The organism is Mameliella sp. AT18 (assembly GCF_028807275.1).
Taxonomy (GTDB): Bacteria; Pseudomonadota; Alphaproteobacteria; order Rhodobacterales; family Rhodobacteraceae; genus Antarctobacter; species Antarctobacter albus.
This window is the reverse complement of record NZ_JARAMO010000077.1, coordinates 14187-36165: the sequence shown is the minus strand read 5'-3', so window position 1 is coordinate 36165 and position 21979 is coordinate 14187. Positions and strand designations below refer to the sequence as shown.

General features: G+C 66.1%; 19 protein-coding genes and 2 pseudogenes. 5 read left to right on the top strand and 16 right to left on the bottom strand.

Translation table 11 applies throughout. The annotated features are described in order from the left end of the window. Positions 1–107: 107 nt before the first annotated feature. The 11 genes and pseudogenes from PVW46_RS10300 to PVW46_RS10250 all read right to left on the bottom strand — a co-directional run bounded on the left by PVW46_RS10300 (position 108) and on the right by PVW46_RS10250 (position 7311). Positions 108–1007, bottom strand: coding sequence for an EamA family transporter (locus tag PVW46_RS10300; RefSeq protein WP_069208636.1), 900 nt, complete (start codon positions 1005–1007; stop codon positions 108–110). Positions 1008–1029: 22 nt separating this feature from the next. Then, positions 1030–1161: a hypothetical protein gene (locus PVW46_RS10295; protein ID WP_268236898.1), complete on the bottom strand. Its 132-nt coding sequence runs from the start codon at positions 1159–1161 to the stop codon at positions 1030–1032. A gap of 12 nt (positions 1162–1173) precedes the next feature. After that, on the bottom strand, positions 1174–1812 hold the full coding sequence (locus PVW46_RS10290) for a DsbA family oxidoreductase (RefSeq protein WP_069208637.1): 639 nt from the start codon (positions 1810–1812) through the stop codon (positions 1174–1176). After that, positions 1812–2435 carry an NAD(P)H:quinone oxidoreductase gene (gene wrbA, locus PVW46_RS10285; protein ID WP_069208638.1) on the bottom strand — a complete coding sequence of 208 codons (624 nt, stop codon included), beginning with the start codon at positions 2433–2435 and terminating at the stop codon, positions 1812–1814. The genes PVW46_RS10290 and wrbA overlap by 1 nt, the downstream gene beginning before the upstream one ends. Positions 2436–2542: 107 nt before the next feature. Further along, positions 2543–3430 carry a LysR family transcriptional regulator gene (locus PVW46_RS10280; RefSeq protein WP_069208639.1) on the bottom strand — a complete coding sequence of 296 codons (888 nt, stop codon included), beginning with the start codon at positions 3428–3430 and terminating at the stop codon, positions 2543–2545. 45 nt (positions 3431–3475) lie between these two features. After that, complete coding sequence (locus PVW46_RS10275; protein WP_069208640.1) at positions 3476–3817, bottom strand: bactofilin family protein; 342 nt, start codon at positions 3815–3817, stop codon at positions 3476–3478. A gap of 454 nt (positions 3818–4271) precedes the next feature. Further along, positions 4272–4640, bottom strand: coding sequence for an NADPH-dependent F420 reductase (locus tag PVW46_RS10270; RefSeq protein ID WP_069208641.1), 369 nt, complete (start codon positions 4638–4640; stop codon positions 4272–4274). Between the two features lie 43 nt (positions 4641–4683). After that, positions 4684–5088 (bottom strand): carboxymuconolactone decarboxylase family protein, encoded by a 405-nt coding sequence (locus PVW46_RS10265; protein ID WP_274575843.1) that lies wholly within the window; start codon positions 5086–5088, stop codon positions 4684–4686. Between the two features lie 6 nt (positions 5089–5094). After that, positions 5095–5283: a carboxymuconolactone decarboxylase family protein gene (locus tag PVW46_RS10260; RefSeq protein ID WP_274575891.1), complete on the bottom strand. Its 189-nt coding sequence runs from the start codon at positions 5281–5283 to the stop codon at positions 5095–5097. 599 nt (positions 5284–5882) lie between these two features. Beyond that, the gene (locus PVW46_RS10255; RefSeq protein WP_274575841.1) at positions 5883–6293 is read right to left on the bottom strand and encodes a LysR family transcriptional regulator; all 411 of its coding nucleotides are present in this window, start codon (positions 6291–6293) and stop codon (positions 5883–5885) included. Between the two features lie 89 nt (positions 6294–6382). Continuing rightward, positions 6383–7311 (bottom strand): annotated as a pseudogene (locus PVW46_RS10250) (PQQ-dependent sugar dehydrogenase). 329 nt (positions 7312–7640) lie between these two features. Here PVW46_RS10250 and PVW46_RS10245 point away from each other — a divergent pair. The 3 genes and pseudogenes from PVW46_RS10245 to PVW46_RS10235 all read left to right on the top strand — a co-directional run bounded on the left by PVW46_RS10245 (position 7641) and on the right by PVW46_RS10235 (position 9883). After that, on the top strand, positions 7641–7943 hold the full coding sequence (locus PVW46_RS10245) for a cyclophilin-like fold protein (RefSeq protein WP_069208644.1): 303 nt from the start codon (positions 7641–7643) through the stop codon (positions 7941–7943). 65 nt (positions 7944–8008) lie between these two features. Then, positions 8009–8760, top strand: a pseudogene (locus PVW46_RS10240) (SDR family oxidoreductase). A gap of 82 nt (positions 8761–8842) precedes the next feature. After that, positions 8843–9883, top strand: coding sequence for a Hint domain-containing protein (locus PVW46_RS10235; RefSeq protein WP_069208647.1), 1041 nt, complete (start codon positions 8843–8845; stop codon positions 9881–9883). A 13-nt stretch (positions 9884–9896) separates the two neighbouring features. Here PVW46_RS10235 and PVW46_RS10230 read toward each other — a convergent pair whose 3' ends face one another. The 3 genes from PVW46_RS10230 to PVW46_RS10220 form a co-directional block, all read right to left on the bottom strand. Then, the gene (locus PVW46_RS10230) at positions 9897–10271 is read right to left on the bottom strand and encodes a hypothetical protein (protein ID WP_069208648.1); all 375 of its coding nucleotides are present in this window, start codon (positions 10269–10271) and stop codon (positions 9897–9899) included. A gap of 114 nt (positions 10272–10385) precedes the next feature. After that, the gene (locus tag PVW46_RS10225; RefSeq protein WP_069208649.1) at positions 10386–10724 is read right to left on the bottom strand and encodes an EF-hand domain-containing protein; all 339 of its coding nucleotides are present in this window, start codon (positions 10722–10724) and stop codon (positions 10386–10388) included. Beyond that, positions 10721–12691, bottom strand: coding sequence for a sensor histidine kinase (locus tag PVW46_RS10220; RefSeq protein ID WP_139132266.1), 1971 nt, complete (start codon positions 12689–12691; stop codon positions 10721–10723). Before PVW46_RS10220 ends, PVW46_RS10225 begins: the two co-directional genes overlap by 4 nt. A gap of 36 nt (positions 12692–12727) precedes the next feature. On the opposite strand from PVW46_RS10220, the gene PVW46_RS10215 reads away from it, so the two are divergent. Both PVW46_RS10215 and PVW46_RS10210 read left to right on the top strand, forming a co-directional pair. Beyond that, entirely contained in the window at positions 12728–13381 is a 654-nt protein-coding gene (locus tag PVW46_RS10215) for a LuxR C-terminal-related transcriptional regulator (RefSeq protein ID WP_069208651.1), read from the top strand. A 149-nt stretch (positions 13382–13530) separates the two neighbouring features. Further along, positions 13531–19548 (top strand): LamG-like jellyroll fold domain-containing protein, encoded by a 6018-nt coding sequence (locus tag PVW46_RS10210; protein WP_069208652.1) that lies wholly within the window; start codon positions 13531–13533, stop codon positions 19546–19548. A gap of 52 nt (positions 19549–19600) precedes the next feature. On the opposite strand, the gene PVW46_RS10205 is transcribed toward PVW46_RS10210, so the two are convergent. Then, positions 19601–20890: a TRAP transporter large permease gene (locus PVW46_RS10205; protein WP_069208653.1), complete on the bottom strand. Its 1290-nt coding sequence runs from the start codon at positions 20888–20890 to the stop codon at positions 19601–19603. Positions 20891–20963: 73 nt separating this feature from the next. Beyond that, a complete protein-coding gene (locus PVW46_RS10200) occupies positions 20964–21962 on the bottom strand; it encodes a TRAP transporter substrate-binding protein (RefSeq protein WP_069208654.1) in 999 nt (332 codons plus the stop codon). Positions 21963–21979 lie beyond the last annotated feature (17 nt).

The window sequence follows — 21979 nt, the reverse complement described above, 5'->3', positions numbered from 1 at the left end:
GCGGGTTCAACCCGCGCCCGGGACTGCCTTGGCCAAAAACAAAAGGGCCCCGGTCGATGCCGGGGCCCAGGGGATTTAGCACTTTCGGGTCGAGACGCGGGCGGCCCTCAGGCTGGTGGTTTCACCCCCGCCGGGATCGGCGCGACAGCGGGTGCGGCGCTTGGACGATTGGCGCGTTGCCCGGCCCAGACAGAGCCCAGGACGATCATGGCGCCGACCGCCTGCACTGGGGTCAGGGCCTGTCCCAGCCAGGCCCAGCCCAGGATCACGGCGGTCAGTGGACTCATCAGCGACAGCATCGAGATGGCCCCGGGTTCGATCCGCGCAACGCCCCGGAACCAGATCACATAAGTCGCGGCGGCCCCGATCAGGCCCAGCCAGGTCAACCCGGCAAGGTTGGTGGCGGTCAGCGGGGGCAGCGGTGGCTCGACGATCAGCGCGAGCGGCAGCAGGATCAGCCCGCCCGCCGTCAGTTGCCAGGCGGTAAAGCTGAGCGCGGAAACAGGCGGCTGCCACTTGCGGCTCAGCACGGTGCCCGCCGCCATCGAGGCCGCGCCGCCAAGACCCGCTGCCACGCCGACCGGGTCCAGCCGGGCCTCGGGGCCGATCAGCAGCAGGGCCACGCCCAGGACCCCCGCCGCCGAGGCGGCGACCGCCCCGGCCCGGATGGGCGTCCCCAGCCAGCCCCGTGCCATCAAAATGACGATCATGGTCTGAACAGCGCCCAGCGTCGCGGCGACTCCGCCGGGCAGACGGTAGGCGGCCACGAAGAGCAGCACCCAGAACAGGGCAAAGTTGAAACTGCCCAGCAAAAAGGTCCGGCCCAGCCAGGCGCGTGGCGGCAGGCAACGCGTGACTGCCAGCAGAAGCAGACCGGCGGGCAGGGCGCGCAGCGCGGCAAGCGTGACGGGATACCCGTCCGGCAGGGCCTCGGTCGTGACAAGATAGGTGCTGCCCCAGATTGCCGGGGCAAGCGCGGTCAGGAAAATATCGGTGGTACGTGACATGTTGGGCTTCCTTGTAGGCGGCTCACCAGGGGCGGTCAAAGGGATGCGGCGGGCGAAACGGGCAGGGCGGCAGCCCGATGTCGCGCAAGAGGTGGGGAGGAAGATCGCGCAACTCCGGCGACCGGGGATTGCGGCGGAAAAGGTGGAAACGCATGGGCGGCTCCCTTCAGGCCAGGATCTGCTGCGCGGCGCGGATCTGCGCGGCCAGGTCCTCTGTCGGGCCATTGACCAGGCGGGCGCCCGTGTCGCGGATGATGAGCGCGGGGATGCAACGGACTTGCAGCGCGCGGGCGACCTGGCGGTCGGCCTCGACGGCGCTTGCGGTGTCGGGGTCGTCGAGGTGCCGGGCAAAACCCGCCGCCTCGAATCCGGCGTCACGCGCGACCTGCAGGACCGTTTCGGGATCAGAGATGTCTCGGGCTTCTGACAGATGGGCGCGTTGCAGGTGGTCGAACATCCGCCAGTGCCCCTCCTGTCCGTCCAGCCGTTCAGCCGCCTTGCATCCCAGCGCGGCGGTCAGGCCGTGGGGATAGTCGAAAGAGGCGGCGCGCATTGCCTCGATGTCGATCAGTCCGGGTTGGTCGCTGACCTGCCGACAGGCCATCCAATGGCCCAGGATCGTTTCCCGCGCCGCCTGTGGCGTGCCCCAGCGAGCGGCCATCTCGGCACGGCTGTCCTGCAGGACAAAGCTGCGGTGCCGGATCGTCAGGTCGAACTCTTCGGCAATCGCGCGCATCCGCGACGAGATGTTGAAGCACCAGCAGCAGACGACGTCATGGAAGAAGTCAATGGTCAGGGTGGGCATCACGCGGCCTCGCCTTGCCGGTCGGCACCGGCCAGGCGCGCGGCGATCCGGGCCACGTGGGCCCCCTGGAACCGCGCCCCGGAGAGGTCGGTTTCCGTGGGCGTGCGCGATCCGTCGGCCCCGGCGATGGTCCCGGCGCCGTAGGGGGCGCCGCCGATGATGTGATCGGCGGTGGTTTGACCAGTAAAGGTATAGGGCATCCCGGCGATCAGCATTCCGAAGTGCTGCAGCGGGATCTGGAAGGACAGCAATGTCGCCTCGTGGCCGCCGTGCTGCGAGCCGGTGGAGGCAAAGACACCCGCGACCTTGCCGACCAGCGCATTGCGCGCCCAGAGGCCGCCCGCCTGGTCCAGAAAGCTCTTCATCTGACCGGCCATCATGCCGAACAGGGTCGGCGTGCCGAACAGGATGGCGTCGTAGGCCTCAAGGTCGGCGGGCGTGGCCAGGGGCGTGTCATCCTCGACGAACCCGGCCTTGCGTCGGATCTCCTCGGGGACGGTTTCGGGCACACGGCGCAGGTCGACATGGGTGCCGGGCACGCTGCGGGCGCCGTCTGCCTCGGCCTGTGCCAGGGCGCGGACATGGCCATAGCTGGAATAGTAGAGAACAAGAACACGGGTCATGGGGATCCTCTTGGGCTTGGAATGGTGATGCCCTCGAAGATCGTGGAAAGCGGGCGCCGGAATAACCGGCCCGCGCGCAAATCATTCTTTACGCTGGTTGAAGAATGTCAGCCCCGCAGCGCCGCGCCCAGGTGGTCGAGAAAGGCCGTTACCCGCGCGTCCATCCCAAGCCGAGAGGCGGTGACCGCGAAAATATCCGGCGCGGGCAGTTCCCAGTCGGGCAGAATACGTACCAGTTCCCCGCGTGCTTCCGGCACGTCTGATACGAAATCGGGCAGGGTGCCGATGCCGTGGCCCGCGATCAGCAGGTCTCGCAGGACCAGGCTGTTGCCGACACGCACCGGCGGGTCCAGGTCGACGGTCCGGGTGCCGCCCGCGCCGTGCAGGGTCCAACTGTTCAGGTGATTGGCCAGCAGGAAACCTACGACCCGGTGACCTGGGATCTCTTCGGGGGCCTTTGGCGTCCCGGCCCGTTCCAGGTAGGCGGGCGCGGCAAAGATCCTTTGCCGGATCGTGCCCAGCTTGCGCGCGACAAGGGCGGAATCCGGCATGGCCGAGCGAATGCGGATCGAAACGTCGAAGCCGCCCTCGACCATATCGACCACGCGGTCGTCCAGCGACAGGGTCAGCTTGAGATCGGGATAGGTGTTCAGGAAATCGGGCAGGAAAGGCGCGATGACCGCTTGCCCGAAAGAGGACGAGGCATTCACCCTGAGATGCCCCCGTACCGCTCCGGCGCCGTCGCGTATGCGGGTTTCGACATGGGTCACGGCATCCAGGATGCCGCTGGTTTCATCGTAGTACAGGCGCCCGGCATCGGTCAGCGACATCGACCGAGTGGTCCGTGTCAGCAGCGTGCTGCCCAGGCTTTCCTCCAGCAGCTTGATCTCCCGGCTGAGCAGCGCGGGTGAGACGCCAAGGTCCTCGGCGGCACGGGCAAAACTGCCGCGCTCGACGATGCGGCGAAAGGCTTGCATGACGGAAAGCTTGTCCATCGTGGCGCGCTCCCGCTGTCAGGCGGCCCGCGAAGGCCGTTTGCCTCAGCCCTGGCTGCCGACCCGCGAGAAGCTGCAGTTCACGTTGGCGCCGCTCTCGATGGTCAAGGTGGTGTAGGAAATTTCTCCGGACACCTGCGCGCCCGCGCTCAGCTTGACGTCGCCGCCCAGGATCTGGCCCTCGAACTTGCCGGTCACGACGATCGTGTCGGCGCGCAGCTCTCCGACGGCAGAGCCGCCGGCCTCGATGGTGATTCCATCCGCCCGGATGCGCCCGTCGGCATGGCCGACCAGCTCGAAGTGACCCGGGATCGTCAGGTCCCCGACCAGCTTGGCCCCTGCTGCCAGGTGAGAGCGTGCTTTGGTGGCGGAGGTGGTCTGTGACATGTTTCAACTTTCAAAGGCTATGATGCATTCGGGCCAAAGCATCGGCGGCCAAGGACCCCTGCCGGGACCATAGTCAGCTTTGCCCGTCTCAGTTAACCAAAAAAAGGCCCGGTGCAGACCAAAATGAACGGGTGATGATGCGCGGTCGCAGATTCCCGCCGGGGGACCCTTGGCGGCACAGGGAGTAGCGGTCCAGTTTCGTGAAACGGTAGCTCAGGGCCGGGCCGTCCGGCTGGTCATAGGCCAGGACGGCTGTGACCATCGCGAAGGGCTCGGCATAGCGCCCGGTGCGCAACCCTCCGGCGTCCAGCGGCTCGAACCCGGCATCGCGGATCGACTGGCCCGCCTGACGTTTCGCCTGAGTGTCGTCACCATAGGTCAGCAGGTGCGGGGCGGGGGCCTGTCCCTTGCGTGCAAGGATCGGCGCGAAGCTTTCGGACGGTGCCGAGTTGAATCAGCTGACCCAGCGGGCTTGCGGGCGCATCCGCGCCAGTTCCTCGGCACCAGAGGTGTAGGGCCCAAGAACAAGGGTCTCGTTGGCCTCGTCCAGCGGCACGCAGCAATTCAGCACCAGCTTGCCCGCCAGATCGCCAGCCTGTGACAGCACATCGTCGATGCGCGACCAGTGCACGGACAGCAGGATCGCCTCCGCCTGTTGCACCGCCTGGGACACCGGCGCATGGGCGCCGCCGGTCTCGTCGGCAAGGCGCGCCAGCTTGTCCGCGCTGCGGGCATAGCGGAACGTCACCGCGTGCCCCGCCTGTGCCCAGACAGGGCCCAATACTGCCCCCATCAGGCCGGATCCCAGAATCGCGATCTTCATCTTCTGGCTCCTTGGTTGGGCCATCAGGCCCGCCCCTTGCAGGTCAGTCCGCGCGGTTCTCGAAGACCGCCTTGGCCACCGGCATGGCCGAGAAGACATGGGGCCAGCCCGCGTAGAAGGCCAGGTGCGCCAGGACGCCCCCTGCCTCTTCCTGCGTCAGCCCGTTGTCCATCGCGCGGTTGAGGTGAAAGCTCATCTGGTCGGGCTGGCCTGCCGCGATCAGCGCGGCGACGGTCACCATGCTGCGGTCGCGCGGTGCCAGGTCCGGGCGCAGCCAGAGGTCGAGGAAAAACAGTTGCTCCGTGTAGTCGACCACGCCCTTGCTGGTTTCGCCATAGGTGCCCTGCACAAAGCTCTGGTGCGCGGCTGCGGCTTCTTCGTTCAGGGGCAGCAGGTCCGGATCGGCGACGGGCAGGTCTTCGGCGGCAACGCCACGGGCCTCGAACACCGGGGCCTATGCGCGCGCGGCTGCGGTGGCATTGCCCCAGCCGGTGTAAAAGGCAAGGTGCGTGATTGTCTCGGACAGTTCCGCCGGGGTCACGCCCGCGTCCAGGGCAAGGGCCGCGAACGCGCCCAGGTCTTCGGTTTCGTGCCGGGTCATGAGCGCCGCAAACGTCACCAGCGCGCGGTCCCGCTGGCCCAGTTCCTCGCCCGCCCAGACCGTGCCGAACAGCTCGTCGTTGCTGTAGGCGTTCAGCGCGGGGCGACAAGGCGCACGGCGTCGGGCAGCGTCGTCGCCAAGTCCTGGGCGGTGGCGGCGGTGCTCATCAGCGCAAGGGCAGAGGCGGCAAGGGTCGTCTTCATGGAACAACCTTCCTGTTCAGCGTTACCCCGAACAGGTGGTGCCACTGCCTGCGATCTTAATGCCGCATTGAATCACTGCACTCATGACTGCGCCTCATCAATCCTCAGGCCTTTTCGCGCAGCGCCTCCAGCACGACCTCGAAGGCCGAGGAAGAGCGCTGGCGGCTGGGATAATAGAGATGGAAGCCGGGGAAGGAGGGGCAGAACGCGTCCAGGCGGGTTTGCAGGCCGCCCGCGTCCAGGTGGGGCGGGCCAGCCGTTCCGGAACCAGCGCCAGACCATGCCCGTCGCAGGCTGCGCGCAGGACCGAGTTGATCGTGTTGAAGGTCGTCTGGCCCGACACCTTGACCTGGATGTCCTTGCCTTCGTCGTCCTCGAACTCCCAGGCGTAAAGCGCGCCGTGGTTCGACAGCAGCAGGTTGATGCAGGCGTGTTCGGTCAGCTCTCCGGGCTCGTCCGGCAGGCCAGGGGCCTTGAAATCGGGGGGGCGCCGACGCAGATCATGCGCTCATCGGGGCCGATGCGCATCGCGATCATCCCCTCGGCCACCTGGTCGCCATAGCGTACGCCCGCGTCGCAATGCGCCTGGGCGAGGTCGGTGTATTCGTATTCCATCACCAGTTCGACGTTCACCGACGGGTATTTCTTCAGCACTGGTGACAGTTTCGGCCAGAGGATCGACTCGATGGCGTATTCCGCCGCGACGATGCGCAGGGTGCCCGTGGGCTCGTTCCGGGTTTCGTTGAGCGCCGATTGCGACACGCTCAGCCGCGCGGCGGCGCGGGTGCAACTGCGCTCTTCCGCGACGGCGGCAAAGGCGATCAGGTCGTTGATTTTCTCGCGGATCATGAGGGAGTCCGGTGTTTGTGTGTCGAAGTTCACGGGATCCCCCTCATGATATATGCACCCCGTTCATGGGGGCGATGGAGTGTGCAGGCCTATTTCGACAGCCGGATCATCCGGTCGTCCGAGGCCCCGTCGCGACGCGGCGAGCGGTTGCTGGTGATGGCAAAGACCTGGTCGCCGACCACGACGACATCGCGGATACGCTGATCGACCGGGTAGGCGCGCGCCGTGCCGCCCTCTGGCGAGACCGCAACGATCCCTCCGGCCCGAAGACCGGCCAGCAGCAGGCGTTCCCCGTCCCAGGTCAGGCCCGAGGGTGCCCAGGTGTTGCGCCCGGAATGGACCAGCGGGCCTTGCATTCCCTCGCGGCCTTCGTCGCCCTGGATCACCGGCCAGCCGTAGTTCTGGCCGGCGTCGATCCGGCTGACCTCGTCATGGCAGGATTGCCCGTGTTCGGCGGCATAAAGTTGACCGTCTGCGCCCCAGGCGAGCCCCTGCGGATTGCGATGTCCCAGCGAATAGACCGGCGAGCCGGGAAAGGGATTGTTTGCCGGGTTTTCTCCATCCAGCGTCAGGCGCAGGATCTTGCCCGCCAGGCTGTCCATGTCCTGCGGGCGCTGGCGGTTCTCTGTCCAGCCCGTCGTGACATAGAGCATCCCTCCGGGCCGAAGGCCACGCGCCCGCCGTTGTACAGCGGATGGCCGGGGATATCGTCCAGCAGCACGCGCGTCTCGCGCCACCTGTCGCCGTCGCGCACGACCTCGATCACCCGGTTTGACCGCGCCTCCGGCGTGCCGGTGTGGTGATAGAGAAACGCCCGTCCGGTTTCCTCAAAGTCCGGACGCAATGCCAGCCCCATCAGGCCACCGCCGCGATCGTCCAGGATCGGCGCGCTGGTGATGACCGGCAGGCGGGCAAAGCGTGTCCCGTCGAACAGGCCCAGCATGCCCGCCTTTTCGGTGATGTAGAATATCCCGCCGTGCGCTTCGATGTCCCAGGGGTAATCGAGCCCCTCCAGCACGGTGTCCGAGACACTGGCGGCCAGCGGAAACAGCGTGGCCCCGATGAGGCCCGCGCAGCAGAGCGCGTGTCTTATTCGCCATATTCGGCATCCGTCACATGGTCGCCCCAGGTCACGGCCAGGCCATCGTCAACGCCGTGGCGCGGCTGACCGGGCGGCGGATCCGCAGCCTGCCGCTCGCGAAACATGATTTCGCCTGGTTCATGAGGGGGGGGCGGGAAACCGCCCATTTCATTCATGAGCGCGGCTCATGGGCGACAGGAAAATCATGTGCATTCTTTCCTGCAGGCAAGGCGTTATATCCGGAGCATCGAAAGGGAGCACGAACAATGCACCGGATCATCATCGCCGCCCTGCTGGCCATGCTGCCGCTGGACCTCGTGCTGTCGGACTACCACGGCATCGAGAAGGTGGCCGACCTGGGCCGCAGGCTCGACGCGTCCGATGCTCTGCCCAGCTATGAACCCAAGGCGGGCGACATCACCCAATACGCGCCTAGGAAGAACCTGGCCATCTTCACCGCACCCCTTTCGGACTCTCGCGGGTTGGTGCGGCTGGGACAGTTCGACGGCGCGTTCGACGCCCTGAAACACCCGGGCAAGATCGCCGTGCGGATCGAAGCCGACGACTGATCCATCCCTGAACATCGAAATTGCCCGAACCGGACGGCCATGCGCCGCGCCGCAGGGGTGCTGTCATGCAAAGGAAACAGGCAATGACTGACAAAATCACCGGCAAAGGCCTGGTCATCATCGGCGCCTCCAGTGGCATGGGTGAGGCCACTGCCCGCGTCCTGGCCGCCAAGGGCGCCAAGCTTGTCCTGGGCGCGCGCCGCAAGGACCGCCACGACGCAATCGTCGCCGACATCAAGGCCGCGGGTGGCGAGGCCATCGCCGTCGAGACCGACGTGACCCGGCTTGAGGACATGCAGGCGCTGGTCAAGGCGGCGGTCGACAGCTTTGGCCGGATCGACGGCTGTTCAACAACGCGGGCCTGATGCCGCTGTCGACGATCGAGGCGCAGAAGGTCATTGAGCGGAACCAGATGATCGACGTGAACCTTAAGGGCACGCTTTATGGTGTGTCCGCCGCGCTGCCCTGCATGGCCTCTGTCTATGGCCATATCACCATTGCCACAGGCGCGGTTTGCTGTGCGATGGAACACGCGGTCCGGTCGCTGTCCCAAGGGCTGTGGCAAGAGGTCAAGCCGCACAACATCCGGGTGATGGTGATCCCCCCGGGGCTCGACGCATTCGTGCCAGACATCGCGGTGCTCGCATCGACCATGTCGGACTTGGTGGCCTTTGCCATCTCGCAACCGGCGAACGTGGACGTGAACGAAATCCTGTTCCGCCCCACCGTTCAGCCGCAAAAAGCGGAACAGACCTTTCGGGCAGGCCCGGGGTGCGCAGGCGTGCGCCCCGGGTTCCCTTGTCCGGTTGCGGTTTAACCGAATGACAACGGTCTTCGCGCATCGTCTCTTCCGTCCGCCCCGGACCCGTCCGGGGGCACGTCAGGAAAGGTCGCGACGCATGTCCTACTCGCTTCAATACCAGGTGCTGAACTTCGCCCTGCTGTCCGCGAACTTCTTTTCCGAAAACCAGACCCTGCTGCTCAGCGATGTCGGCACCACCTCCAGCCCCGCCACGCTGGAGGACAATGACGGCAAGCTTTACGTGGGCGAGCAGATGACGCTGGATGGCCGCACCGTGGAAATGATGGGATCGGGCACGGCACAGCCTGGTGTCGATCTGTTGGGGTTGATTGTCCCGACCGGCACATCGGTCGATGTCCTGGTGATGAAGGACACCGAGACCGGGGAAAAACTGCTGGTCTACCCCGAGGGTCCGCCGAACCTGCTGTCGTCAATCGCCGTGGTCCTGTCGGTTGACCAGACCGGCTACGACCTGAACGTGACCGGGACGATCTGCTTTTGCCCCGACACACATATCCTGACACCACGCGGGCCGGTTCCGGTGCAGGATCTTGGGCCCGGGGCCAAGGTGCTGGACTACAGGGGGGCGGTCGGGACGGTCGCAACGACCCTGCGCTCCCGTCACCTGTCGCCCGCCGCCGGGCAGCAGCCGGTGGTGATCGAACCGGGCGCCTTCGGCGAGGGGCTGCCGCATCGCCGGATCAAGGTCTCACCCCAGCACCGTATCTGCATTCCCGGCACTGATCCGCACGGGCCGGAGCCGTTGCTTGGCCCGGCCAAGGGGTTCACCGGCCTGCCGCAGGTACGTCTTCGACAGGCGGACCGTCCCGTGACCTACATCCACGTGGTAACGGAACAGCATATGTTGCTGGTCGCAGAGGGCATCCCGGCGGAATCCATGCTGATCGGGGAACGCAGCCTGCGCACGCTGGACAAGGCGGATCGGCGCAAGCTGTCGCGCGCGCTGGGGGTCGAGGAAGCGGCGCTGGAACAGCACCCGGCGGCGCAGCCCTGCGGTCGGGCGCTTGGTGTCCGCGAGGCGCGCGCCCTGGTCGAGGCCTGGCGCATTCGGGCCCGCGACACCGGAGAGAGGGCCTGGCCGTGCCACCAGCAGCCGCCGCTGCGTGCTGCAAGCTAGACCTACAAGTCTCCTATCGCGCCTCTCGTTGGAAGGTTACGCTGGTCTCCTGGGTGGGGTCTGTCCAGGTAAGGCGCGTGGGGCCTTGCAACGACAGGCTATTCCCCTGCCGGTCGCGGAACACGTCCTCGTCCACCCTGCGAAAGGTTACCGGGATCGAGGAATAACTGTGCCTTTGCAGCGTGATGAGGTCCGGCGTGACCATCTGAATGGTCACCACCAGGCGGCGCCCTTCGGGCGATTCCGCCGCATATTGGCCGCTGACCAGAACCTCTTGCGGCTCTTCGAAAGGGGCCGGTGCGACGGGCAGCGGCTCTGCCGGCAAAGCCGTCGGTGCAAGCTGTGACAGGACTGCGCCGATAAGCGCGGCAGTCAGGCATGGACGCATCTGGGGAAACCTCTGCGGCTTTGGGCGATGCCCTTGAAGGGTGCCTGCAGCCTAGACCCCGCCTGCGCGCGTAGGCATGGGGCTAATCCCCCATTCACACGCCCGTCTTGGGGCCTAGCCGCCTTCGGCGCGAAACCCGTCGTCCGCCCGCCGCAGCTCACCCGGGCTGGTCCGCCCGTCGCGATTGGCATCCACCCTGCGAAAGGCAAGGCGATAGGCGCCGAAATTGCGGATCGTAATTGCCGTCGACTGGCCCGAGGCCGCCATGAGACGAACAAAGACGCGGAACTCGGCAAAGCTCAGAAAACCGTCCCTGTCGGCATCGGCCCGGACAAAGGCATCCACCTCGCCCTGGCTGACCGGACCAGCGCCCGGGACCACTGTCTGCGCGCAGACCGGCAGCGCGGACAGGAGAAAGATGGTCAGTAGGGCGGATGCCAGGCCGTGTCTCATGATCGTGCCTCCGGTAGTATGTCCAGCGTAAAGGCCGTGCCCTTGCCGACTCGCGACCGTGCCCGCAGGACAAGCCCGTTCTGCTGCGCCAGCTGGTGGCAGATGGCCAGCCCCAGCCCGTGCCCCTTGCTGTCGGTGCCGCTCTGCCAGGCCTTCATGTTTCTTGCCAACACATCCTCGGTCATGCCCGGACCGCTGTCCAGAACCTGCAGCGCCAGATTGTCCCCCTGCCGCCGAACACCCACAAGAACGGCCCCTCCATGTGTATACTTGACCGCGTTCGACACGAGGTTCGACAGGATGCGCATCAGGTGCAGCGCGGGAACCCGCACCTCCTCCGTGCTGGGCACGATCCGCAGGTCCAGTCCCTTGGCCCGGGCCTCGTCCCGAAACATCTGGCCGACCGCCTCCTGCACCAGTGACAGGGGGTAGGGGGCGGTTTCATCTTCTGCCTCTGCCCGGACCTCGTCGCGGGCCACGTCCAGCTGTCCGCCGGTCAGTGTCTGGATATAGTCAAAGGCCTCGCGCAGGTGATCGCGCGTGTCCTGGGGGGCCTCCCGGGCCATGCGCTCGATCGAGAGGCGCAGTGCGCTCAGCGGTTGGCGAATGTCATGCGACATGCTGGCCATCTGCATCCGGCGGCTGTCCGCAAGGTCCCGCATGCGGGCATAATTCCGTTCCGCCTCCAGCAGGTCGCGCATGGCCCCGGCCTCTTTGCGGACGGCCTCCATTTCGCGGGCCAGGGCCGCGGCGTGGGCGCGGCGCATGTCGATCAGTCCGGCGGAGAGGCCGGCCATGATCCCCAGCGCCAGCGTCGCGTAGGTGCCCTTGATCGTCCATGGGATCGACAGCCCCCCGGCCTGGCTGCGCGCCAGGGCTAGGGCAGTGACACCGCCGAGTCCGATCAGCGCGATCAGAGGGATCAGCCGCAGGATCGGGCGCATCCTGTCGCCTGCGCCCTCCCATTGGAAGACGGCAAAGACCTGCGCGACCAGCATCGCGGCCAACAGCACGTAGGCCAGCGGCGCCATGATCTCGGGCGGTGCGAAGGGAACGGCGAGGATTGCGGCCAGCGCGGCCAGGGCTCCGGACCCCAGCCCCCACCGGACGGCGGGCTCCGAACCGGGCAGACGCAGGGACAGGAGGGCGGCCAGGAACCCCAGCGCGGTGATCCCCAGCAGCAGGACCAGTCCGACAGGCAGATGCAGGTCCGGGCGCGCGGGGTAGAGCCAGCGAAACAGGAAGCTGTCGAGATAGGCGACAAAGACCAGACCCAGCAGCAGAAGTCCGGCGTAGGCAAATCCCGTCCCCGCCCGCATCATGGCGCTGAACACCGCGAAAATGGCGAGGCAGGACAGGAGAAAGGCATAGAACCCGGCCAGCGACAGCCCGCTGGCAAATCCCTTGGCTCTTGCATAGGCGCCCCGTTCCAGACTGAGGTCCAGCGCCTCTACCGTGCCGTGGACCATGCGTACCAGCAGCAGCGCGCGCTCTTGCGGGCGCAGCTCGAAGGGGCGGCTGACAACCCGGGTGACGGTGTAATCCCCGGGGGCAAAGGGCTTGCGGATGTCATGCGCCAGCAATTGGTCCGTCTCGGCCCCCAGCCGCACCAGCACAACGTCCAGCGCGATCAATCCGTATATGTCCGAGGCCAGCACCCAGTCGTCTGGCGGCCGCCCGTCCGCTGGGGCGCCGTTCTGGACTTCGACGACGGCCCAGAGCGGTTGGTAGGGCCGCAGCTTTGCGACGGTCTCGGCAAAGGAGGACGACAGGTGGCCCGCCGCATGGCGATCCGCAAGGCTGGCCAGCGTGTCGCCCGTCGCGGGGGCAAAGCGCATCTTGTCCCCGATCTCGACGCCGGGTGTCTCTGGGTCCAGGACCAGCGTCGGCGGCGCCTCTGCGCACAGCGGCGGGGCCAGGATCAAAAGCATCGAACAGGCCAGGAAAAGTGCTAAGACTGACCGCACGTTGTCCTCTCCCTGCGCCCCAAGCGGAGCATACGAATGTCAGAGCCCCGTTTCCAAGCCGTTGTAGCGGACGATCACGCGATTGTCCGGTCCGGCCTGCGCGCCGCACTGGAAAGCCCCGGCCTTGTCGAGCCGGCAGGCATCAAGGTGGTGGCCGAGGCCGCCGACGGGCTCAGCGCCATCGCCGCGATCCGGCAGCACCGGCCGTCGCTGTTGCTGCTGGACGTGCAGATGCCGCTGGCGGGTGGGCTGGAGGTCCTGATCGAGGCGCGGCGCTGGTCGCCTGAAACACGCGTCGTCGTGCTGAGCGGGGTCACGTCGCCGGGCAAGATCGGGGAACTGGTCTCTTGCGGCGTCGACGGGCTGTTTGCCAAGGGCGAGGACAACGATGAACTCTTTGGCGCCTTGCCCGGCATCCTGAGGGGCAGGCGTCACGTCTCCGAGGTGTTCCGCAGGATGCTGGAAGAGGCGCCGGAGGTTCCGGACTTGTCGGAACGCGAGCGGCAGGTGCTGAACCTGGTCGTGGCCGGACGATCGAACAAGGAAATCGCCCAGATCCTGGGGATCAGCGCCAAGACCGTCGACCGCCACCGGACCAACCTGATGCAGAAACTGGACGTGCATTCGGTGGCCCAGTTGATCGCTTACGCGTTGCGCGAAGGACTGATCGCGCCGACGTCGGGGCTTTAGGCGGCGTCATTGTCTTGCGGTGTGCACCGGGCCGGTGTTCCATCGGTGCGGATGGATTGGGGGATCTACCCCATCCTGCGTGGGCACGCATCGATTTAGCCTGACCGCAACACCGGCAAGACCGGCCCTTGATTTGACGGAGAGATTCGATGCCTGGCCAAGTTTCCCAACTGGACGACAATGTGCAGAACACGCGGCTGGCCGCGCAGACGGCCCTGGATGCGGTCAACGGCGCAATCGACGCGCTGACTCTGCTCAAGGATGTCTTCGAGGTTCTCGAGGACATCGACGAGGACGCGGAAAAGCTGGAGAGCATTGCCAAGGGGCTGAAGAATGCGCTTGCGCTGATCTCCAAGGTCGGGCCACCGCTGTCGAGCGTGACCCCCTTCCTCAAGCGGGTGATCGAAAGCGTCGAGGAGCGCGCCAATGACGTTGCCAACGGCATCGACGTGGAAAGCAAGTTCGGGGACTTCAAGGACACCGTCGAGGCACTGATCAACGGGCTGGAAGGCGCAAGGGACACGCTGGAAATCACCGTGGCCGAGCTTTCGGCCATCGAGAACGGGATCGCCGATGCCGCCGACGGGATCGAGAACGCCTATTCCATTCCGACCGAGCTGCAGAACGCGATCGACCAGGCAGAGATCACGGCCGGCACCATCAACGGGGCGACCAGCGGCATCGCGGATATCGCAGAGGACATCAACGCGCTGAAGGTGCGGATCGACGGCATCCTGGGAGATTTCCCGTCCACGGCCGCCACGCTGATCGGCGTGGCCCGGGATTTCATCGACCTGATCGGCAAGGTCGATTTCCTGCAAACACCGATGGATGTGCTCAACGACGCGCTGGAACCGGTGCAATGGGCGCTGGATGCCGCAGAGGCGGTGATCGACGCGGTCATCAATCCGGTCCTGGACCCGATCCTGGACAGCCTCGGCGTCACCGACCTCTTCGACCAGATGTCGGATGCGATCAACGACCTGATCCCCGAACTCAGCCTCTTTGAGGGGATCGACCTGGACCTGGGCAATTTCGAGGTGGAATTCGGTGACCTCGTGGTGGATGCGCCCAACCTGGACGTGGCGCTGGAACCCGATGTCATGGCGCGGATGCGCGACGACGTCGACCGTCTGGCCGTCGAGGTGCGCAAGCTGATCACGCCCTTCGATCCGGTCAACCTGCTGCTGGACGACAGTGCCAACCTTGCAATCGGCTATGATGGCTTCGAGGGGCGCGATCCCAACGGGATCATCGCCGGGGGCACGAACATCTTTGCGCAGGGCGGCGATGACCTGATCTCGGGCGGGCTGGGCGATGACGTCCTGCACGGCGGGGCGGGCAACGACGTGCTGATCGGTGGCGCTGGCGACGATATCATCGACGGTGGCACCGGCACCGACGGTGTCATCCTTCAGGGCAACCTGAGCGAATTCAGCATCAAGCGCGACACGGTCACCGGCGACATTCTCGTCAGCCACACGCACGGCGCCTCCGATGCGCCGGATCTGGGCACCGACGTCATCAGCAACGTCGAGTATTTCATTTTCGAGGATCGCACGCTTCACATCGACGATTTCGACTATTTCTACGATGCCGCGAACGGCGAGACCGATGGCGACGGGATTTCCCTGCCCGGAGTCCCGACCGGGCCGTCGCGCGATTTCATGTTCGGGACCGACGGCGCCGAAAGCATCGCCGGGTACGAGCTGATGGATTACATCGCCGCACGGGACGGCAACGACTCTCTCTACGGTGGCAATGGAAGCGACTTCCTAGAAGGCGGGGCCGGGTTCGACAGGCTCGACGGCGGCGCGGACAGTGATGTCGGCTCTTACCTGGGCGAATCCGACCGGCCGCATTTCGTGTCGCTGCTGGCGCCGGGCGATCCCCGGCAGCCCTTCGTCTCCGAGGATTTCTACGTTGCGGTCGAGAACCTGACCGGCAGCGACAACGAGGATTGGCTGTGGGGGGACGATGGCGCCAACCGGTTGGACGGGCGCGGTGACGACGACGTGCTGCGCGGGCTGGGTGGCAACGATTCCCTGCTGAGTGGCAAGGGCACCGACCTGATGATCGGCGGTGCGGGCAACGACACCGTGATCGCCACCGCGGTGGATTATGAGCCGACCGATCCCTCGACCATAGGGCGCAAGCTGATCGTGGCCGGCACGGGCAATGACAGCTACATCAACGAACGCGGCAACTTCAGCAGCATTTGGTACGGCGGCGTCGACTACGCGGCCAATTTCCCGATGTTCCCGACACTGGCCGCGGTCGGACTCAGCCCGGCAGAGATCGACGCGATGCTGCCCCACCACCTGCGGGTCGACGGGGCGCAGAACCTGATCCGCAAGTACGACAGCACGGGCAACCTGATCGGCACCGACCGGATCGAGGGGTCGTTCCAGGTCTTTGGCGCCGAAGGCAACGACACCTTCATCGGCTCTGACCGGCAGGATGTCTATTTCGGGGGCGAGGGCGATGACCTCTTCGAGGGCGGTGCGCGCAACTTTCGCCCGATCTGGGACACGGCGGACCCTCAGAACAGCTTTACCGTCCACGATTTCTATGATGGCGGCGCGGGCGATGACCGGTTCCGGCCCGCGCAGGGGCGCACCAACCTGGAAGGCGGCAGCGGCGATGACACGGTCGAGATCACCCGCCAGGGCTGGTTTCTGGTCGATGGCAGCGACGACGCCGAGCCAGCCGGCAGCGCCGAGGTCGACACGCTGGACTTTTCGGGCAGCGACCTTGGCTGGGCGGTCGACCTGAGTGGCGAGTACATCGGCGACCCGCTCAAGCTGGGCTACAAGGGGGTGGCCGAAGGACATGAACCCGGCACCACGCAGCTGCCGGGGGCGACGGATTATGCCGCCTTCGACAGCCTGCAGCGGCAGCTGGGCGCACCAGGCGGCAGTTTCGATCTGTTGCTGGGAGAGTCCTATATCGAGATCAAGGGGTTCGAGGCCGTCATCGGCAGTGACCAGAACGATTTCATCGCCGGAAACGACCGGGCGAACCACCTGCGGGGCGGGCTGGGAAATGACGTGATCCTTGGCCATTCGGGCAGCGGCCTGGACGTGCTGGCCGGCGAGGACGGTGACGATACACTGATCGGCAGCAGCAGCGACGACCGTATCCTTGGCGGTGACGGCAACGACGACCTGCGCAATGCCGAAGGCGGCATAGATGTCGGCGGCAACGACCTGATGTCCGGTGGTCGCGGGGACGACATCCTGCGCCTGTTCAGCGGTCCGGGGCAGATCACCCTGTCCGGCGGGCCGGGTACGGACGTGGCGGATTTCAGCGGTTTCGACGGGCCGGTGACGCTGGATCTTTCGCAGGGCGGCAATGCCACTATCCAGACCAGCGGCGTCGAGAACCTGCGCGGCAGCCAGCATGGCGACAATTTGACGGGCAACCACCTGGGCAACAATCTCAACGGCCAGGCGGGCAATGACCTGATCGACGGAGGGCTGGGCAACGACGTGCTCTTTGCTGGCGAGGGGCTGGATTCCCTGCGCGGCGGCAGTGGCAACGACCTGCTGGTGGTCGGCATGGGCGGCGGCGACATGCAGGGCGGCGCCGGGATCGACACCGCCAGCTTTGGCCCCAACCAGACCGGCGAATTGTCGGACGGAACGCCTGACTGGCAGCCCGTCCAGACGCCTGGCCAGGCCGCGATCCATCTGCGCGACGGGATCGGGGGCTTTCGAGACCTGTCGACCGGGGTCGCCTACAGCTATACCTTCGGCGGGATCGAGAATGTCTCGGGGTCGCTTTCGGACGACCGTCTGACCGGCGATGATGCCCGCAACCAGCTGAGCGGCGATGCGGGTGACGACCTGCTGGTGGGTCTTGGCGGCAACGACACACTGTCGGGCGGCGACGGCAATGACCACCTGGTCGACGGGATCGACACGCCGGCCTTTGCCATGAACGCCGATGGAACGCGCGACCAGATGCTGCGGCTGCAGGGGTATGACGACATGCCCGGCGGCTCCTTCACCGTGGACATGACGTTCCGCGCGACAGAAGCGCCGGGGAGCATGCAGACCTCGTTCCTGTCCTACGCCGTGCCGGGCAGCACCAATGAACTGCTGCTTATCGGAACACCCACAGGCGGGATGGAGCTTTGGATCAATGGCCGGCACTACGTGACAAATGTTCCGCTGGCCGGTCTCTTTGACGGCCAGGCGCATCGCATCACCCTGTCCGTCACCCCGGACTCCGGCGGCAATGCCTCCTTCAGCTTCTACTATGATGGCGAAAGCGTCTATTCCAACGTGATCGTCGGATCGACCATCGGCGGGCTGACCGCCGGGGGCACGCTGATCATCGGGCAGGAACAGGACCAGGTGAACGGCGCCTTCGACAGCAACCAGGTGCTGCGAGGCGAAGTCGGCGAAGTCCGGGTCTGGAACCGGGCGTTGGGCGCGTCGGAAGTGGCGCAAAAGGCACTGTCGCCGGTGGATCCCGCGACGGAGCCGGGGCTGGTGACGCTTTGGGTGCCCGATCCCGCAACCGGACGGATGGAGGATGCGATGGGCGGCGATCCCCTGTTGGCGGAAACCATCAGCGGCGTCGGTCCCGTCCCCGTGATCGTGGCGCAGGCGGGCGGCGGCAACGACGTGATGAACGGCGGCGCGGGCAACGACACGCTCGAGGGCGGCGCGGGCGACGATGACCTGACCGGCGGCGCGGGGGACGACAGCCTGGTCGGCGGCATGGGCGAGGACACGGCGAGCTTTGCCGGAGATGACGCGGTTACGGTCGACCTGCGCATCTCGGGTCCGCAGGACACCGGGCGCGGAATGGATGTTCTTCTGGGCATCGAACACCTGACCAGTGCGGGCGGCAATGACCGGCTGTTCGGGAACGCGCTGGGCAACGGCCTGAATGCAGGTGACGGCAACGACATCCTGAACGGGATGGAGGGCGACGACACATTGAACGGCGGGTCCGGGGCCGATTGGCTGGTGGGCAATACGGGGATGGACATGGCCTCTTACGACGGGGCGGCGGCCGGGCTGATTGCCGATCTTGCCAATGCCGTGCTGAACACGGGTGAGGCGCGTGGCGATACCTACATCGGGATCGAGAGCCTTGAAGGCTCTGCCCATTCCGACAGCCTGCGCGGCGACGCCGGCGCCAACCTGTTGTCGGGTCTGGCCGGGAACGACACGCTGGTGGGCCGGGGCGGCAACGACACGCTGATGGGCGGGCAGGGCGCCGACTGGTTGATCGGCAGCACCGGGACAGACGCGGCCAGCTACGCCAATGCCGCCGGGTCCGTGATCGCCGACCTTGGCAATGCCGGGTTGAACACGGGCGAGGCCGCGGGGGACAGCTATCTCGACGTGGAAGACCTGATCGGTAGCGCCTACGGCGACAGCCTGCGCGGCGATGGCGCGTCGAACCTGCTGTCCGGCCTGGCCGGGGCCGATACGCTGATCGGCTATGATGGCGACGACTCCCTTGCCGGCGACGCGGGGGGGGACCGGCTGATCGGCGGAGCGGGGTCCGATACGGCGGTCTACGCATCGGCGGGCGGAGGCCTGATCGCCGACCTCGTCGATCCGACGCTGAACACGGGCGACGCGCGTGGCGATACCTACCTGTCGGTCGAGAACCTGCTGGGGTCTGCCTTTGGGGACGTGCTGCGGGGCAACCACCTGGGCAATGTCATCGAGGGCGGCGCGGGCGGTGACGTGCTGATCGGGCGTCAGGGCGCCGACACGATGTCCGGCGGCGACGGTGACGACGTCCTGCGCGGTGACGGCGGGGCCGATGTGCTGGACGGGGGCGCGGGCGAAGACCTGCTGATCGGCGGCCCGGGCACCGATCTCCTGACCGGGGGCGCGGATGCGGATGTCTTCTTGTTCGCCTCTGCCGCCGAGGCCGGGCTGGGCACCGCTCGGGACCAGATCCTGGATTTCGAACAGGGGCTGGACGTGATCAACCTGGCCGGCGTTGTGCCGGGTGCCTTCAGCTTTCGCGGGACGGATGGTTTCACCGGCACCGGCGCGCCGGAACTGCAGCTGATCGAGACGGCAGGCGGCGGAACCGTGGTTCAGTTCGATACCGATGGCGATGGCAGCGCCGACGGCGGTATCCGGGTGGTCGGCGTCAGCGGCCTGACCGCCGACGACTTTATCCTGTAGGGATCGGGGTGATGCGCCGGGCCAGCCACGGGCGGCTCGGCGCCGTTTCCGTTCACCGCAGCATCAGGTCCGGCAGGAACAGCGTGACCTGTGGGAACGACAGCAATAGGATCAGGACAACGATCTCCATCGCCAGGAAAGGCAGGATGCCGCGAAAGATCGTTCCCAGCGGAACGCGGGTCTGCGAGGCGGCGACATAGGCATTCAGCCCCAAGGGCGGCGTCAGCAGTCCGATCTCGACCGTCTTGGTCACGACGATCCCGAACCAGACCGGGTCATAGCCAAGCGCCATGGCCGTGGGAAAGGCCAGGGGCATCGCCAGCGACAGGATCGCCAGCTGGTCCATGAACATGCCCATAACCAGCAGCACGAGGATGATGAACCCCATGATTACCTCGCGCGGCATCTCGGTGACGGCCACGAACTCCAGCATGCTGTGGGTAATGCGGGTAAAGGCGAGGTAGTTGGAGAAGATCGCCGAACAGGCGACGATGGCCACGATCATCACCGTCGCGCGGATCGAACTGCTGATGGAATTGTTAAACTGGACAAAGCTCAGCGTGCGTTGCGCCAGCACGATCAGCAGCGACCCCATGACCCCCAGCGCCGCCGCCTCGGAGGGCGAGGCGATGCCGCCGTAGATCGCGCCGATCACCGCCACCATGAGCAGAACCATCGGGATCACATGACGGCTTTCCTTGACCGCGGTTTTCAGGACGAAGGGATCGCCCTTGGGCGCCTGGTCGGTCGTTTCGGCAATGATCTTGATGACCACGGCCAGGCCGGTGGCGGTCAGAAGCCCCGGAATGATCCCGGCAATGAACAGCTTGCCGATCGAGGTCTCGGTCAACACGCCGTAGACCACCAGCACGATCGAGGGCGGCACCACCACGGCGAGCGTACCGCCGACGCTGACCACCGCGGCCGCGAGCCGATCCGAATACCTGTGCGCCCGCATCTGCGGAAAGGCTGAGGCGGACATCGCCGCAGTCGAGGCAGTGGAGCTGCCGACAAGGGCGGCGAGGATGACCGATGCGGCCACGGTGGCCATGGCCAGCCCACCCTTGACGTGGCCGATCCAGGCCTGACAGGCGATGATGGCCCGCCGGGTGACATCCCCCGCCGTCAGCAGTTCGGCCATGAGAATGAACAGCGGGATGGCGACCAGGATGAAGGAGGCGGAGGTATCGAAGAATGTCCGCTCCAGCACCGCAAGGGCCGGGCGCGGTCCCAGTTGGGCCGCAAGGCCAATGGTCCCGGAAATCCCCATGGCAAAAGCGATGGGAACGCGAAACGTCATCAAGACAGCCAAAACGACAAGTATGGCAAGAAAGGTCAGCATAAGTGGCCTGTGCGCGTTAGAGTGAAAGACAGTCGCCGCAGGCGGCTGTCTTCATGTCCGTTTAGATGTCGGATTACTGGCTGGTCTGGGCCGCGTAGGCATCGAGAACGGCCTGAGCATTGTCGCTCTTGATCCGCTCGACCCAGTCCAGGCTGACCGCACTCAGCGCATCTTTCACGGCAGTCAGTTCCTCGTCCGTGAACTCGTAGGTGTCGATGCCTTCGGCCTTCCACTCTTCGATCAACTCGGACACCGAGGCATCCTGTGCCTGCGCCACGTGCAGGGCGCTCTCATCGCCAAGACGTAGCAGCTCGGCCTGTGTCCCTTCGGGCAGCCCGTCGAACAGGTCGCTGCGGATCACCATGACAAAGCTGTAGCCGCCGAACGACCCGTTGGTCGAAATATGGCTGACGACCTCGTTCAGCTTGTAGCCGGGCACCGAGGCCAGCGGGAAGAGAACGGCATCAAGACGGCCACGTTCCACCGCGGTATAGACTTCCGGTCCGGGGATCGAGATTCCGACGCCACCCAGCGCGCGGGCGGTCATCGCCTGCGTCGACCCCGAGGTGCGGATATCCTGCGCGTCCCAGTCGGCGGGTTGACCCAGGCGCGCCTTGGCCAGAACCTGGTAGGGCGGCAGCACAAAACCGAAGATCGGCGTCACACCCGCGGCAAGGATTTCTTCGCGCAGCGGTCCGTCCTTGAGCATGGCCTGCAGGGCCTTGGTGCCCTGTTCGGCGGTGGTATAGAATCCCGGCAGAGCGACGACAGAGTTCAGCGGCAGAACATCGGCGTGGTACGGCGTGCCCAGCAGCGCAGCATCAAGGATGCCGTTGTTCACCGCATCGAGCTGTGCCTTGGACTTGGCGGCCTGCTGCGAGGGAAAGTGCTGGAAGGTGATCGCGCCGTCGGTGGCCTCTTCGACCGCGGCCATCCACTTGGTCGTGCCCTCGACGGACACGATGTGGCTGGTCGACTGGAAATCGCCAAGCCGCAGGGTTTCCGCCTGGCCAGCCGTGGCAAAGGTCAAAGCGGCGGTCACGGCCGCAAGGCAAGTGGTCATCAATTTCATCGGTTTCTCCTCCCGTT